This is a genomic window from Rhodobacter capsulatus (assembly GCF_005144475.1).
Taxonomy (GTDB): Bacteria; Pseudomonadota; Alphaproteobacteria; order Rhodobacterales; family Rhodobacteraceae; genus Rhodobacter; species Rhodobacter capsulatus_C.
Window position 1 is genome coordinate 1 of record NZ_SWJZ01000060.1, and the last position, 13447, is coordinate 13447.

At 66.9% G+C, this 13447-nt stretch carries 16 protein-coding genes; 6 read left to right on the forward strand and 10 right to left on the reverse strand.

Annotated elements, in window-relative coordinates; genetic code table 11:
- Positions 1–55: 55 nt before the first annotated feature.
- From FBT96_RS13765 to lgt, 5 genes are all read right to left on the reverse strand, one after another.
- Positions 56–871 carry a Hint domain-containing protein gene (locus tag FBT96_RS13765; protein ID WP_136907602.1) on the reverse strand — a complete coding sequence of 272 codons (816 nt, stop codon included), beginning with the start codon at positions 869–871 and terminating at the stop codon, positions 56–58.
- Between the two features lie 284 nt (positions 872–1155).
- Entirely contained in the window at positions 1156–1326 is a 171-nt protein-coding gene (locus tag FBT96_RS20765) for a hypothetical protein (protein ID WP_169583458.1), read from the reverse strand.
- A gap of 224 nt (positions 1327–1550) precedes the next feature.
- Complete coding sequence (pgeF, locus tag FBT96_RS13770; protein WP_136907604.1) at positions 1551–2312, reverse strand: peptidoglycan editing factor PgeF; 762 nt, start codon at positions 2310–2312, stop codon at positions 1551–1553.
- A gap of 3 nt (positions 2313–2315) precedes the next feature.
- On the reverse strand, positions 2316–3386 hold the full coding sequence (locus FBT96_RS13775) for a class I SAM-dependent methyltransferase (protein ID WP_136907606.1): 1071 nt from the start codon (positions 3384–3386) through the stop codon (positions 2316–2318).
- Complete coding sequence (gene lgt, locus FBT96_RS13780) at positions 3383–4267, reverse strand: prolipoprotein diacylglyceryl transferase (protein WP_136907608.1); 885 nt, start codon at positions 4265–4267, stop codon at positions 3383–3385. The genes FBT96_RS13775 and lgt overlap by 4 nt, the downstream gene beginning before the upstream one ends.
- Before the next feature lie 135 nt (positions 4268–4402).
- Between lgt and FBT96_RS13785 the strand changes: the two genes are divergently transcribed.
- On the forward strand, positions 4403–4642 hold the full coding sequence (locus tag FBT96_RS13785; protein WP_023916636.1) for an accessory factor UbiK family protein: 240 nt from the start codon (positions 4403–4405) through the stop codon (positions 4640–4642).
- Positions 4643–4938: 296 nt separating this feature from the next.
- On the opposite strand, the gene FBT96_RS13790 is transcribed toward FBT96_RS13785, so the two are convergent.
- A complete protein-coding gene (locus FBT96_RS13790; RefSeq protein WP_136907610.1) occupies positions 4939–5241 on the reverse strand; it encodes a DUF6476 family protein in 303 nt (100 codons plus the stop codon).
- Here FBT96_RS13790 and FBT96_RS13795 point away from each other — a divergent pair.
- From FBT96_RS13795 to FBT96_RS13805, 3 genes are all read left to right on the forward strand, one after another.
- Positions 5231–6274 carry an RluA family pseudouridine synthase gene (locus FBT96_RS13795; RefSeq protein WP_136907612.1) on the forward strand — a complete coding sequence of 348 codons (1044 nt, stop codon included), beginning with the start codon at positions 5231–5233 and terminating at the stop codon, positions 6272–6274. The genes FBT96_RS13790 and FBT96_RS13795 overlap by 11 nt on opposite strands.
- A 137-nt stretch (positions 6275–6411) precedes the next feature.
- The gene (rpoH, locus tag FBT96_RS13800; protein WP_136907614.1) at positions 6412–7311 is read left to right on the forward strand and encodes an RNA polymerase sigma factor RpoH; all 900 of its coding nucleotides are present in this window, start codon (positions 6412–6414) and stop codon (positions 7309–7311) included.
- Positions 7312–7362: 51 nt separating this feature from the next.
- Positions 7363–8334 carry a Gfo/Idh/MocA family protein gene (locus FBT96_RS13805; RefSeq protein ID WP_136907616.1) on the forward strand — a complete coding sequence of 324 codons (972 nt, stop codon included), beginning with the start codon at positions 7363–7365 and terminating at the stop codon, positions 8332–8334.
- 177 nt (positions 8335–8511) lie between these two features.
- Here FBT96_RS13805 and FBT96_RS13810 read toward each other — a convergent pair whose 3' ends face one another.
- Positions 8512–9012: an Lrp/AsnC family transcriptional regulator gene (locus tag FBT96_RS13810; RefSeq protein WP_013068520.1), complete on the reverse strand. Its 501-nt coding sequence runs from the start codon at positions 9010–9012 to the stop codon at positions 8512–8514.
- Positions 9013–9196: 184 nt separating this feature from the next.
- Here FBT96_RS13810 and trxB point away from each other — a divergent pair, with 184 nt between their 5' ends.
- On the forward strand, positions 9197–10138 hold the full coding sequence (gene trxB / locus FBT96_RS13815) for a thioredoxin-disulfide reductase (RefSeq protein ID WP_136907618.1): 942 nt from the start codon (positions 9197–9199) through the stop codon (positions 10136–10138).
- 52 nt (positions 10139–10190) lie between these two features.
- Here the strand turns inward: trxB and FBT96_RS13820 are convergent, their stop codons facing one another.
- Positions 10191–10646 carry a hypothetical protein gene (locus tag FBT96_RS13820; protein WP_136907620.1) on the reverse strand — a complete coding sequence of 152 codons (456 nt, stop codon included), beginning with the start codon at positions 10644–10646 and terminating at the stop codon, positions 10191–10193.
- 238 nt (positions 10647–10884) lie between these two features.
- Between FBT96_RS13820 and FBT96_RS13825 the strand changes: the two genes are divergently transcribed.
- Complete coding sequence (locus FBT96_RS13825; protein WP_136907622.1) at positions 10885–12591, forward strand: bifunctional sulfate adenylyltransferase/adenylylsulfate kinase; 1707 nt, start codon at positions 10885–10887, stop codon at positions 12589–12591.
- A gap of 123 nt (positions 12592–12714) precedes the next feature.
- Here FBT96_RS13825 and FBT96_RS13830 read toward each other — a convergent pair whose 3' ends face one another.
- On the reverse strand, positions 12715–12942 hold the full coding sequence (locus FBT96_RS13830; RefSeq protein ID WP_136907624.1) for a DUF1150 family protein: 228 nt from the start codon (positions 12940–12942) through the stop codon (positions 12715–12717).
- Between the two features lie 9 nt (positions 12943–12951).
- The gene (locus tag FBT96_RS13835) at positions 12952–13365 is read right to left on the reverse strand and encodes an Hsp20 family protein (protein ID WP_013068525.1); all 414 of its coding nucleotides are present in this window, start codon (positions 13363–13365) and stop codon (positions 12952–12954) included.
- Between the last annotated feature and the right edge of the window lie 82 nt (positions 13366–13447).

Sequence of the window (13447 nt, forward strand, 5' to 3'; positions counted from 1 at the left end):
GGGGGGGGCGCACCCCCCCGCGGGTCGCCCCGGCTTGCCGGGGCGAAATCCCCGCTTACTCCCAGAGGCTTTCGACCTCGAAGCGGGTCAGCCGCGGATGCGCGGGCGGGCCGAAGGCCGCAAGGCTGGCGAATTGCGGAAACTGTGCCTCGAACAGCGACAGCATCCGCGGATCGATCATCCGCTCCACCCCCTCGCCGGGGTGAAAGGCCTCGACCTCCAGCCCCGCAACGCGCAGCGAGCCGTGATGTTCCAGCACCACGTGATAGACCGTGACCGGCACCGACGGGCTGACCTCGATCACGCTGATGCCGTCAAGAAAGGCGCGGGCGGGCACATAGGCCGCCGCGGCGTCCGAGACCCGGCGCAGCCGCGGATCGCGCAGGCACAGCCGCGCCCGCGGGCCCAGCACCAGATCCAGCCCCGGCCGCCCCGCCCCGAAAGCCTCGGCGGTGATCCGCGTCAGGCTGACATGGTCCTCCAGCGCGTCGCCGTTCCCGGCGCCGGGATAAATCACCATCGAACCGATCCAGCACACCTGTTCCGCGCGCCCCTCGGCGGTCAGCACGCGCTGGCCGGGCTGCAGATCCTCGATCGCGACCGGGCCGTCTTCGGTCATCAGCACCGAGCCCCGCGCGAGCGCCGAAAACGCCTCCTCGAAGAGCGGCGTCGCGGGCGCAAGCCGGGTGCTCGTCTCGACCGTGCCCGCGGCGGTCAGCCAGGCCGACTCGTACCGCCGGGTCAGCGGCGTCGCGCGCGGCGCCTTCGGCGTCCCCAAGGGCAGCTTGCGGGCGGGCAGCCCGGCAGAGGGATCACTGCGGTCGACGGGCAGGGCAGCCTGCCCGGCCCCGAGCCGGTGGGTAATCGACATGGCACAGCCTTCCGGTCTGGTCACATCTGCGACGGCCCCCACCGCATGCAGAAAGACCAGACCAGAATGACCGCATCACGGAAGCGCGTCAAATTTCGGGAAGAATTGCGGAACGACGCAAACCCAATCCCGGCCGGGTCCCCGCCACTTGGGCCGGTGGCGGCAACAATGCCCGGATTTCGCCGCAATCGGGTCGAATCATCCGCTTTCGGCCGGGGGTGGCAGCCCCCGGCCGCTGCGGCAGCCGATCAGGCCCGAAGGCGCGGCACCAAAGGCGGAAAGGATCAGCAGGCGGCGAGCGCGGGGCGCTTGGTCGCGACCGGGGCAGCGGCCGCCTTGCGCCGCGCCAGCATCTCGGCCCGGCGGGCACCGCGATGCCAGGGCATCGCGACAGAGGCCTTGGCAGCGCCCGCAAGGGCGGTCGTCATCCAGCGCGGGGTCGGTTTCAGGGTCATTCTGCTCTCCTGCGGTTCTGGCGGATCGATGCAAGGCATCGGCGCTTGGGGTGTTTTCCCCCCGCAATACGGCAGCGATTGGGCACCAAGCGTGCTTTCCTGCGCCCCCCGCGGGCGAAATCATGGCAGCAAGTGTTGCGCGAAACTGCAGAATAAAGGGTTAACGGCCATCGCGGCGCGAATTTCGCCACAATCCGCCCCCGGCAGGCCCGGACCGCCCGCGCCTAAAGCCGAATCGCCGAGATCAGGCGGCCGTAATCCGCCTCGCCCGCATGGGTGGTGCGGCGGAAGGAATAGAACCGCTCGGGATCGGCATAGGTGCAGTGCCGCGTCCATTCCGCCTGCCCCACCCCGGCCGCGCGCAGCCGCGACAGCCCGTAGCCCGGCAGATCGAAGAGCGGCTTGCCCGCGGGGCCGCCCGCAAAGAACCGCGCCGCCTGCGGATCGTCGATCAGGAAATTTTCCATGAAATCCTCGCCGACCTCATAGGCGCGCTGCGAGATGCAGGGCCCGATCACCGCGGAGATCCGCGCCCGGGCCGCGCCCAGCGCCTCCATCGCATCGAGCGTCGCTTCCAGCACCCCGTCGCGGCTGCCGCGCCAGCCCGCATGGGCCGCGCCCACCACCCCGGCCACGCGGTCGGCAAACAGCACCGGCTGGCAATCTGCCGTCAGCACGCCAAGCACGATGCCGGGCCGTTTCGTCACCAGCGCATCGGCCCGCACGGCCTCGGCGGGCACCTCCTCGACCACCAGCACATCGGCGGAATGGATCTGATGCACCCCCACCAGCGCCGCGGGCACCACCCCCATCGCCGCCGCCACCCGGGCGCGGTTCAGCGCCACCGCCTCGGTCTGATCCGAGGAGCCATGGCCGCAGTTGAGCCCGGCGAAGATGCCGGAAGAGGCCCCGCCCTTGCGGGTGAAGAACCCGTGCGTGACCCCCGAAAGGGCCGGAGAGGTCAGGATTTCAAGCGTCGTGGGCATGGATCAGACATCGAAGCCCGGGGGCACCGGGGCGGTTGCGGGGAAGATGGCAAGACTTTGGAACACCTGACCCATTTCTTCGGGATGGGTCAAGCGCCGATGCGCGGCGACATGCGCGGCCAGCGCGGCCCCCGACAGCTGCGCCGCCAGCGCCTCGGCCCGGGCGGTGATGCCGAGCCGCTCCAGAAGCACCCCCTGCGGGGTCATCGCCGAGGCCTGCGCGCCCGCCGCCCGGGCGGCCTCGGCCAGCGGTTCGAAGGCGACATGAGCGGTAAGATCCGCCTCGCCCGGGGCGGCGAAAGGGTCGCAATATGCCTGCGCCCTGACCGCCTGAAACGTGTCGCCAAGGCTGCGCCAATGGCCGTAATCGATCACCAGCGCCACCCCGCCCCGGGCGGCGATGCGGGCGGCGATCTCGGTCATGATCGGCGCGGCGGCGGGGCAGGTTTCGACGATATCGCCCGGCCGCGTGTCGGCCAGCCGGTGTTCCAGCGCGGCAAAGCGGGTGGGCGGGGCAAGGCCGGGCACAAGGCGCTCTCCTTGCAGCCCCACTTGACGCTCGGCCCAGCCGGCCTCGGTGCGCTGGAATTGCCGGATCGGCAGGGCGTCGAAAAACTCGTTCGCCAGCAGGAAGAGCGGCGCCTCGGGCAGGGTCGCGACGCTGTCGTGCCAGTGGACCGGATGCCCCCGCAGCGTCTCGCGCTGCACGGCGCGCAGGGTGGGGGAGGCCTCGATCAGATGCAGCCGCGCCGCCTCGGCCATGCCCGGCACGGTGCGGATCACCCGCGCCACATCGGCCATCAAGGTTCCCCGCCCGGGCCCGATTTCCGCCAGGGTGAAGGGGGCGGGGCGGCCCTGATCCAGCCAGACCTGCGCCAGACACAGCCCCAGCATCTCGCCGAACATCTGGCTGATCTCCGGTGCGGTGATGAAATCGCCCGCCCGGCCAAAGGGATCGCGGGTGGCGTAATAGCCATGCGCGGGATGCAGCAGGCATGCGGCCATGTAGCTCTCCAGCCCGATCGGCCCCTCGATCGCGATGCGCGCGGCCAGAAGCCGCGCAAGCGGGGTCACGCCGCCCTCCGCATCCGGGCGTAAAGAACCAGCCCCGCCCCCATCGCGATCATCGGAGCCGACAGCACCTGCCCCATGGTGAAGCCGATGTCGCCCAGAAAGACGGCATAGCCCATCGGATTGACGGCACTGGCAAATTGCGCATCGGGCTGGCGGAACAGCTCGACGAAGGCGCGGGCCAGCCCGTAGCCGATCAGGAACACCCCCATCAGCAGCCCTGGGCGGCGCAGCGCGCCACGGGCAAAAAGCCACCACAGCACGCCCCCCAGAACCAGACCCTCAAGACCGGCCTCGTAAAGCTGCGACGGGTGGCGGGCGCAGGCGTAATCGACCTGCCCGGCCCAGCCGTTGCAGATCTGCGCCGCCTCGACCGGGAAGATCACGCCCCAGGGCATGTCGGTCGGCCGCCCCCACAGTTCGGGCTTGATGAAATTGGCGATGCGGCCGAGGAAAAGCCCGATCGGCGCCACAAGGGCAAAGGCGTCGCCGACCGGCAGGGGCGCGATGCCGCGGCGCCAGCAGAAAAGAAGCCCCGCGACGACGACGCCCGCAAAGCCGCCGTGGAAGGACATGCCCCCCTCCCAGACCCGGACAATCGCCAGCGGATCGGCCAGATAGGTGCCCGGATCGTAGAAAAGGACAAAGCCCAGCCGCCCGCCCAGGATGACGCCGAGGATCACCCAGGTCAGCAGATCCTCGACCGCTTCGGGGGCCATCGGCGCGCGTTTGCCCCAAAGCTTCGGGCGCCGCATCAGCGCGACGACGATGCGCCAGCCCGCCAGCAGCCCGGCGATATAGGCCAGTGCATACCAGCGGATCGGCCAGTCGAGGATCGGGATCTCGAAGGCGTCGGGGGAGATGTCGGGGAAAGGAAGGGCCATGACGTCCTCGGGCTGAAGCGGTGCCAATTGGCCCTTGCGCTGCGGCGAAGTCAACCTTGTCTCGGCGGGCTGCACGGCCCATATAGGGCGCAAGCGGGGTCGTGACGGCGGCCCGCAGGGCAGAAGGTGTAGACGATGCAAGCTCCGAACAAACTTTTCGACGAGATGTCGAAGCTGATGACCAATGCGATGGGCGTGGCGCAGGGCGCCAAGACCGAGGCGGAAACGGCGATGAAAAGCTGGATGGACCGCTGGATGGCCGACCGCGATTTCGTCACCCGCGAGGAATTCGACGCGGTGAAGGCGATGGCCACCAAGGCGCGCGAAGAAAACGAGGCGCTGAAGGCCCGGCTCGACGCGCTCGAAGCCAAGTAAGCTTTCGGCTTCTTCCCGGGACAAATACGCCCGCCGGAGGTTCGCGCCTTCGGCGGTTTTGTTTGCGTTCCACCTCAGTTCGGGCGGAACAGGAAAGGCACCGCCTTTCCCCGCCCGCATCACGACGCAGATGAGAAGACCGCTTCCCCAAGCACGACAGAGGCCGGCGCCCGTCCCGGCGGGCGAGAAGCGCCCGCCATGGGCGGGGCGGGCGCTGGCCGGGACGCTTTGGCGCCCCGGCGGTCACGGGACAGCTGTTTCACATGGCCTCGGCGATGGCCGAGGCCAGATCAGCCTCAGTTCAACGCCACATCCTGCGCAAGCCCGCCGTCGGGGCGGTAAACCAGCACCCGGCCGCTTTCCGTGACGACCACGGTGAAGCCCCGCCCGAAGGTCACGGCCTCGGCCTTTTCGCCCGCGGGCAGCGCGATCGCGGCGGGCAGCGCGGGCAGCTTCGTCGCCCCCGGCAGGCGGGTGACAAGCAGGAAGATGATCGTTAGAAGGCCGAAGATCATCACCCCCGCAAGGGTGGTGGTCAGAATCTTCAGAAACCTAACCTCGGGCGGCGGCGCCGGATCGGAAGGCATCATGTCGGACATCGCGGCACACCTCCTGCGCATCGAAATCGGCGAAGACCCCGCCGAGCGGCTTGATAAGGCATTGGCGGCGCTTGTGCCAGAAGAAGCGGCGCTGTCGCGCTCGCGCCTGGCCCGGCTCATCGCCGAAGGCGCGGTGACGAAGGACGGCATTGCCGTCACCGATCAGAAGGCCAAGGTTGCCCCGGGCGAGGTCTATCTGATCGCGCTCGAACCGCCTCGCGCGGTGGAAACGGTCGCACAGGACATTCCGCTGACCGTGCTTTGGGAAGACGACGACCTGATCGTGATCGACAAGCCCGCGGGGATGGTCGTGCATCCCGCGCCCGGCTCGGAAGACGGCACACTGGTCAATGCGCTCTTGCACCATTTCGGCGGCAGGCTCTCGGGCATCGGCGGCGAGGCGCGGCCCGGCATCGTGCACCGGATCGACAAGGAGACCTCGGGCCTGCTCGTCGTGGCGAAATCCGACCGCGCGCATCACGGGCTGGCGGCGCAATTCGAGCGTCACACCGTGCACCGCCATTACACCGCGCTGGTGCAGGGCGTGCCCTCTGCCGCCGATCCGCGCCTGCGCGGCATCCGCGGCGTCAGCTTCGAACAGGGCGGCATCCTGAAGATCACCTCGCAGCTCGCCCGCCACCCGACCGACCGGCAACGGCAGGCGGTGCTGTTCACCGGCGGCCGCCATGCCGTCACCCGCGCCCGCACCGTCGAGGCCTTCGGCGGCGTCGCGGCCTTGATGGATTGCTGGCTGGAGACCGGCCGCACGCATCAGATCCGCGTGCACATGGCGCATGTGGGGCATGGGCTCGTCGGCGATCCCACCTATGGCGGCAAACGGAAACTCTCGGTCCGCGCGGTCGGCGCCGCGGCAGCCGAGGCGGTGGCGGGCTTCCCGCGTCAGGCGCTGCATGCGACGACGCTCGGCTTCACCCATCCGGTCACCGGCGCGGATCTCAGCTTCTCCTCGCCCCTGCCCGAAGATTTCGAGGCGCTGCTGACAACCTTGCGCGCGGGGCCGCAGATCACCTGATGTCACGCTTGCGTCAACGGCGCTTGCCCCGCGGCGGATTCCGGCCCATCCTGCGTTCATTCCCCATGACCGGCGGCCGAACCCCTTGAAGGGGCAGGCCTCCTTCCCCATCTGGGGCCCGAAGGGAGACTGAACCGATGTCGAGCTACGCCAACCTGCCAGCCCCCAGCCCCGAACAGGGGTTGAACCGCTATCTGCAGGAGATTCGCAAGTTTCCGCTTCTGGAACCCGAAGAGGAATACATGCTGGCCAAGGCCTGGGTCGACCATCAGGATCCCAAGGCCGCGCATCGGCTGGTCACCTCGCACCTGCGGCTCGCCGCGAAAATCGCCATGGGCTATCGCGGCTACGGCCTGCCGCAGGCCGAGGTGATTTCCGAGGCGAACGTCGGCCTGATGCAGGCGGTGAAACGCTTCGACCCGGAACGCGGCTTTCGGCTTGCCACCTATGCGATGTGGTGGATCCGCGCCGCAATCCAGGAATACATCCTGCGCTCGTGGTCGCTGGTGAAGCTTGGCACCACCTCGGCGCAAAAGAAGCTGTTCTTCAACCTGCGCAAGGCGAAATCGAAGATCGGCGCGTTTGAGGAGGGCGATCTGCGCCCCGATGCGGTGGCGAAGATCGCGCATGACCTGAACGTCAGCGAAGACGACGTGATCGAGATGAACCGGCGCCTGGCCGGGTCGGATGCGTCCTTGAACGCGCAGGTCGGCGCCAGCGACGGCGAAAGTGCCACGCAATGGCAGGACTGGCTTGAGGACGAGGATGCCGATCAGGCCGAGGCCTATGCCGAGGCCGACGAATTGCAGGCCCGCCGGGCGATGCTGGTCGCCGCGATGGATGTGCTGAACGAGCGCGAACGCGACATCCTGATGGCGCGGCGGCTGCGCGACGAGCCGGTGACGCTGGAAGAGCTTTCCACGCAATATGACGTCAGCCGCGAGCGGATCCGGCAGATCGAGGTGCGGGCCTTCGAGAAGCTGCAGGGCCGGATGAAGGCGCTGGCCAAGGAAAAGGGCATGAGCCTGCCGGGCTGACGTTGCCGCCTCCCCCGCGTCGCGCTAGCTTGGGGCCAAAGGGAGAGGACCATGCAGCCAGTCAATTTCGGAATTCTCGGCGCGTCGGATTTCGCGGCGCGCCGGATGGGGCCTGCGATCCATGCGGCGCGGGGCGCGCGTCTGGCGGCGCTGGCGACATCCTCGCCCGCCAAGGCCGCGGCCTTCACCGCCTTCGCCCCCGATCTGACCCTGCATGACAGCTACGAGGCGCTGCTGGCCGATCCCGCGATCGAGGCGGTCTATATTCCGCTGCCCAATCACCTGCATGTCAGCTGGGGGATCAGGGCGCTTGCCGCGGGCAAGCATGTGCTGATCGAAAAGCCGCTGGCGCTGACGGCGGCCGAGATCGACCCGCTGATCGCCGCCCGCGATGCCGCGGGCAGATGCGCGGCCGAGGCCTATATGATCGTGCACCACCCGCAGTGGCAGCTGGCGCGGCACTGGCTGGACGCGGGCCGGATCGGGCGGCTGAAACATGCCGACGCCGTCTTCTGCTTCGACAACCCCGACCCCGCGAACATCCGCAACCGCGCCGAGACCGGCGGCGGCTCGATCCCCGATATCGGCGTCTATGCCTATTCCTCGATCCGCTTCGCGGCGCGGGCCGAGCCGGTGCGACTGTCGTCCCGGATCAAACGCGAGAACGGCGTCGACACTTTCGCGCAGGTCTGGGGCGAGATGGCGGGCCCGGGCGGGGAATTCACCTTCGCCGCGATGACCTCGACCCGGCTTTGCGCGCGTCAGGAAGTGACCTTTCAGGGCGAGACCGGCCGGATCACCTTTACGGCCCCGTTCAACGCCGCCGCCTTCGATCAGGCCGAGATCACCTTGCACGGTTTCAACAGCGCCGAGACGCACCGCTTCCCCGGCGTGAACCAATATGTGCTGCAGGTCGAAGCCTTTGTCCGCCACATCCGCGACGGCGAACCTTTCCTCTGGACGCTCGAAGACGCGCGCAAGGGACAGGCGATGATCGATCTGGTGCGCGCGGGCGAGATCTGAGGGCAAGGCGGGGGGCGCTGCCCCCCTCTTGGCCTGACGGCCAATTCACCCCCCGGGATATTTGGACCAAGGTGAAAGCAGATCCCGGTTTGCCTTTCACCTTGGCGCAAATATCCCGGGGGGAGTCCGCTTGCGGACGGGGGGCAGAGCCCCCCTGCCCCGCCTGGGGCCGAGCGCTCAGGCGTGTTTGGCGAGCCGCTCTTCGAGCACGTCGAAGGGCACGCCGGGGTCGTCCTTGGCACAGCGGATGACCAGCGAGGTCTTGACGCTCGCCACATTCTCGGCCGCGGTCAGCTGCCCGGTCAGGAAATTCTGGAACGTGCTCAGATCCGGCGCCGCGCATTTCAGCACGAAGTCGATCTCGCCGTTCAGCATGTGGCATTCGCGCACGAGCGGCCAGGCCTGGCAGCGGCGCTCGAAGGCGCTCAGATCCGTTTCCGCCTGGCTGTGCAGCCGCACCATCGCGAAGACCTGCACCTCGAAGCCCAGTTCGCGCGGGTTCACATCGGCGTGATAGCCGCGGATATAGCCCGCCTCTTCCAGCGTGCGGACCCGGCGCAGGCAGGGCGGTGCCGAGATGCCGACGCGCTTGGCCAGTTCGACGTTCGTCATCCGGCCATCCGCCTGCAGCTCGGCCAGAATCTTCCGGTCGATCTCGTCGAGCTTGCTCGTGCCCATGCCGAACCTCCTTGGCTGCGCAAACCTTATCTTCCAGCGCCAAGCTGCGCAATATTGTTTCGCCCTTTCGGGCGCAAGCGCAATCGCCCGGGAAAGCCCCGGGTGCGACACAGCGCAGCCGCTCGGGGGTTTTCCCGGGCCTGTCTGCTGCTTATATGAGCGGCGTCACAACAGGAGTTCCGGCATGAGCGACACGAAGCATACGAAGGTTCTGATCATCGGGTCGGGGCCTGCCGGCTATACGGCGGCGGTCTATGCCTCGCGCGCGATGCTCTCGCCCATCCTCGTGCAGGGGATGCAGCCGGGCGGGCAGCTGACGATCACCACCGAGGTGGAAAACTGGCCCGGCCGCACCGAGGTGCAGGGCCCCGAGCTGATGGTGCAGATGGAAGAGCACGCCCGCGCGATGGGCGCCGAGATCATCACCGACATCATCACCCGGCTGGATCTGGGCCGCCGTCCCTTTGTCGCGACGGGCGACTCGGGCACGGTCTATACCGCGGACACGGTCATTCTGGCCACCGGGGCGCAGGCGCGCTGGCTTGGCCTGCCGTCCGAGCAGAAATTCCAGGGCTTCGGCGTCTCGGCCTGCGCCACCTGCGACGGGTTCTTCTATCGGGCCAAGGAGGTCGTGGTGGTCGGCGGCGGCAATGCGGCGGTCGAGGAGGCGATGTTCCTGACCAATTTCGCCTCCAAGGTCACCGTGATCCACCGCCGCGACAGTTTCCGCGCCGAAAAGATCCTGATCGAGCGGCTGAAGAAAAACCCGAAGATCGAGGTGATCTGGAATGCCACGGTCGAGGAGGTGCTGGGCACCGAGGCGCCCTTGGGCGTCACCGGCTGCCGCATCAAGGACGTGCAGACCGGGGCCGAACGCGAGATCCCCTGCCACGGCTTCTTCGTCGCCATCGGCCATGCGCCCGCGTCCGACCTGGTCAAGGACCAGCTTGAACTGCATCACGGCGGCTATGTGAAGGTGGACCCGGGCAGCACCCGCACCGGCGTTCCGGGCGTCTTTGCGGCGGGCGATCTGACCGATCACACCTATCGGCAGGCGATCACCTCGGCGGGGATGGGCTGCATGGCGGCGCTGGATGCCGAACGCTGGCTGGCCGAACAGGGCTGAGGCGCAACGAAAAGGGCCGCCCGAAGGCGGCCCGTTTCAGACTGTGACTGGCTCAGGCCGCGACGGCCTTGGCCTTCAGTTTCGCCTTGGCCTTTTCCTTGGCGCGGATCTGCGAGCGTTTGATCGCATCCGCGATCCCCACGACCATCGAGATCACCAGAGCCGCCGAGAGCGTTTCGGCGAAGCTGGCCGGGCCGTAGAGCTGGAACATCTCCATCGGCATCGGCGCGTAATTCCACAGCGCGAGCAGCGACAGGCCGACCACGAAGATCCACGAGATGATCCCCGCCGCCAGCACGTTGAAGCGGGACACCAGCATCCGCATCGCCAGCGCGAAGACGAGACACCAGGCAGCCCATTTCATCATGTCGTCGGGATAGGTCATCCCGAGCGTGCTGTAATATTCTTCCCACTGGCTTTTCAGCCAGACCTGATTGATGCCGTACTCGCAACCGGAGATCCACACCCAACCGGCGATGATAGGCGTCAGACTTGATTTCAGACCCATGACTTCCCCTCAAAGCAAACTTCGGGGCACGATAGCACCGCTTCGAACCGCAACAAACGGCGTGGATTGACGCAGTTTGCAGAAACTTCGTTCCGACCTTCGACGCAAACGCACCATAACGGCCTTCTTTCATCGGACAGCCCCGGCTTTTGCTTGAAATACGGTGTTTTTGCGGGCAAAGCCGCGCCCAAGCGTCGGTGTGGCGCGGCGGTTAGCCCTCGAAAAAACAGGTCAAGCGATGACTCTTCCCAATCTCGCTCCCATTCCGGAGCTCTATGTGTCTCACGAATCTGCCCAGAAGCTGAAGATCGAAGCGGGCAACCTGCCGTCGTGGGACCTGACGGCGCGTCAGATCTGCGACCTGGAACTGCTGATGAACGGCGGGTTCTTCCCGCTCAAGGGCTTCCTGAGCGAGGCCGATTACGACGGCGTCGTCGACAACATGCGTCTGGCCGATGGCACGCTCTGGCCGATGCCGATCACGCTCGACGTGACCGAGAAATTCGCCGAAGGCATCGCCCCCGGGCAGGACATCGCGCTGCGCGATCAGGAAGGGGTGATTCTGGCGATCCTGTCGGTCACCGACAAATGGGTGCCGAACAAGGCGAAAGAGGCCGAAAAGGTCTTCGGCGCCGACGATCTGGCGCATCCGGCGGTGAATTACCTGCACAACACCGCGGGCGCGATCTATCTGGGCGGGCCGATCACCGGCATCCAGCAGCCCGTGCATTATGATTTCAAGGGCCGCCGCGACACCCCGAACGAGCTGCGCGCCTATTTCCGCAAGCTGGGCTGGCAGAAGATCGTCGCGTTCCAGACCCGCAACCCGCTGCACCGCGCGCATCAGGAACTGACCTTCCGCGCCGCCCGCGAGGCGCAGGCGAACCTGCTGATCCATCCCGTCGTCGGCATGACGAAACCGGGCGATGTCGATCACTTCACCCGGGTGCGCTGCTATGAAGCCGTGCTGGATCAATACCCGCAATCGACCACGACGATGAGCCTTCTGAACCTGGCGATGCGGATGGCGGGCCCGCGCGAGGCGGTCTGGCACGGGCTGATTCGCAAGAACCATGGCGTGACCCATTTCATCGTCGGCCGCGATCACGCCGGCCCCGGCAAGAACAGCCAGGGCGTCGATTTCTACGGCCCCTATGATGCGCAGACTCTTTTCAAGCAATATGAAGAGGAAATCGGCGTCACCATGGTCGATTTCAAGCACATGGTCTATGTGCAGGAAAAGGCGCAATATTACCCGGCGAACGAGGTGCCGGAGGGCTGCACCGTCCTTGACATCTCGGGCACCGAACTGCGCCGCCGTCTGCGCGAGGGCCTGGATATCCCGGAATGGTTCAGCTTCCCGCAGGTGGTGTCGGAACTGCGCCGCACCTCGCCCGCCCGCGCGAAACAGGGCTTCACCGTCTTCTTCACCGGCCTGTCGGGGTCGGGCAAGTCGACGATCGCCAATGCGCTGATGGTCAAGCTGATGGAGATGGGCGGGCGTCCGGTGACGCTGCTGGATGGCGATGTGGTGCGCAAGCATCTGTCCTCGGAACTCGGCTTCTCGAAAGAGCACCGCGACATCAACATCAAGCGCATCGGCTATGTGGCCTCGGAAATCACCAAGAACGGCGGCATCGCGATCTGCGCGCCGATCGCGCCCTATACCGCGACCCGCCGCGCCGTGCGCGAGATGGTCGAGGCTTACGGCGCCTTCGTCGAAGTCCATGTCGCGACCTCGCTTGAAGAATGCGAAAGCCGTGACCGCAAGGGGCTTTACAAGCTCGCCCGCGAAGGCAAGATCAAGGAATTCACCGGCATTTCCGACCCCTATGAAGTGCCCGCCAGCCCGGAACTGGCCGTCGACACCACCGGCGTCGATGTCGATCACTGCGCGCATCAGGTGATCCTGAAGCTGGAATCGATGGGCCTGATCAAGGCGTAAGCCTTTCGGAAGAAATACGAAACGCCCCGGGGTTCCCCGGGGCGTTTTGCTTTTGCCCCGCCCGAAACGAAAACGGCAGGGAAATCCCCTGCCGTCGGTATGTCGCGATGATGGCAAACGGCGTCAGTGCACGCTGAGCGCGGTGATCTCGTTTTGCCGCGCCAGCACGAAGGCCATCTCGCGGTCCTTCACCAAAGCCAGCCGCTCGCCGTTGCTGTTGTGCAGCGCATACATGTGGTCGATATGGCCCACCCGGTCGCGGATTTCCTCGGGAATTTCGGTCAGCGGAACCGGCCGGACATAAACAATGCGCGCCCCCGCGGCGACGTCGAAGTCAGCAGTATGATCCATGATGCCCCCTTACTTTCTGCGGATCGGAATCGTCTGCACCACCGGCTCGGGCTGCGCCCGTTTCAGCTCGACGTGCAAAAGGCCATTTTCCAGCGCGGCGCCCGAGACCTCGACGCCATCGGCCAGCACGAAGCTGCGCTGAAAGGCGCGGGCGGCGATGCCGCGGTGCAAGAAGATGCGCTCGGACCCGTCATCGGCCTGACGGCCGCGGATGACTAGGGCGCGATCTTCCATGGTGATCGCCAGATCGGCCTCGGCAAAGCCCGCCACCGCCAGGGTGATGCGGAATTCGTCGGGCCCCGATTGCTCGATATTGTAGGGCGGATAGGCGTCGGACCCGGATTTTGCGGTCCGTTCGACAAGGCGCTCCAGCTGGTCGAAGCCCAGCAGATAGGGATGTGCGCCGAAGCTCAGTTTCGTCATTGGCAAGCCCTTTGGTAAGCGACGTTGCATGTGGGCCCCGCAGCGCGGCAGCCCCATGCCCACGATATGGGCAGCCCGCCCG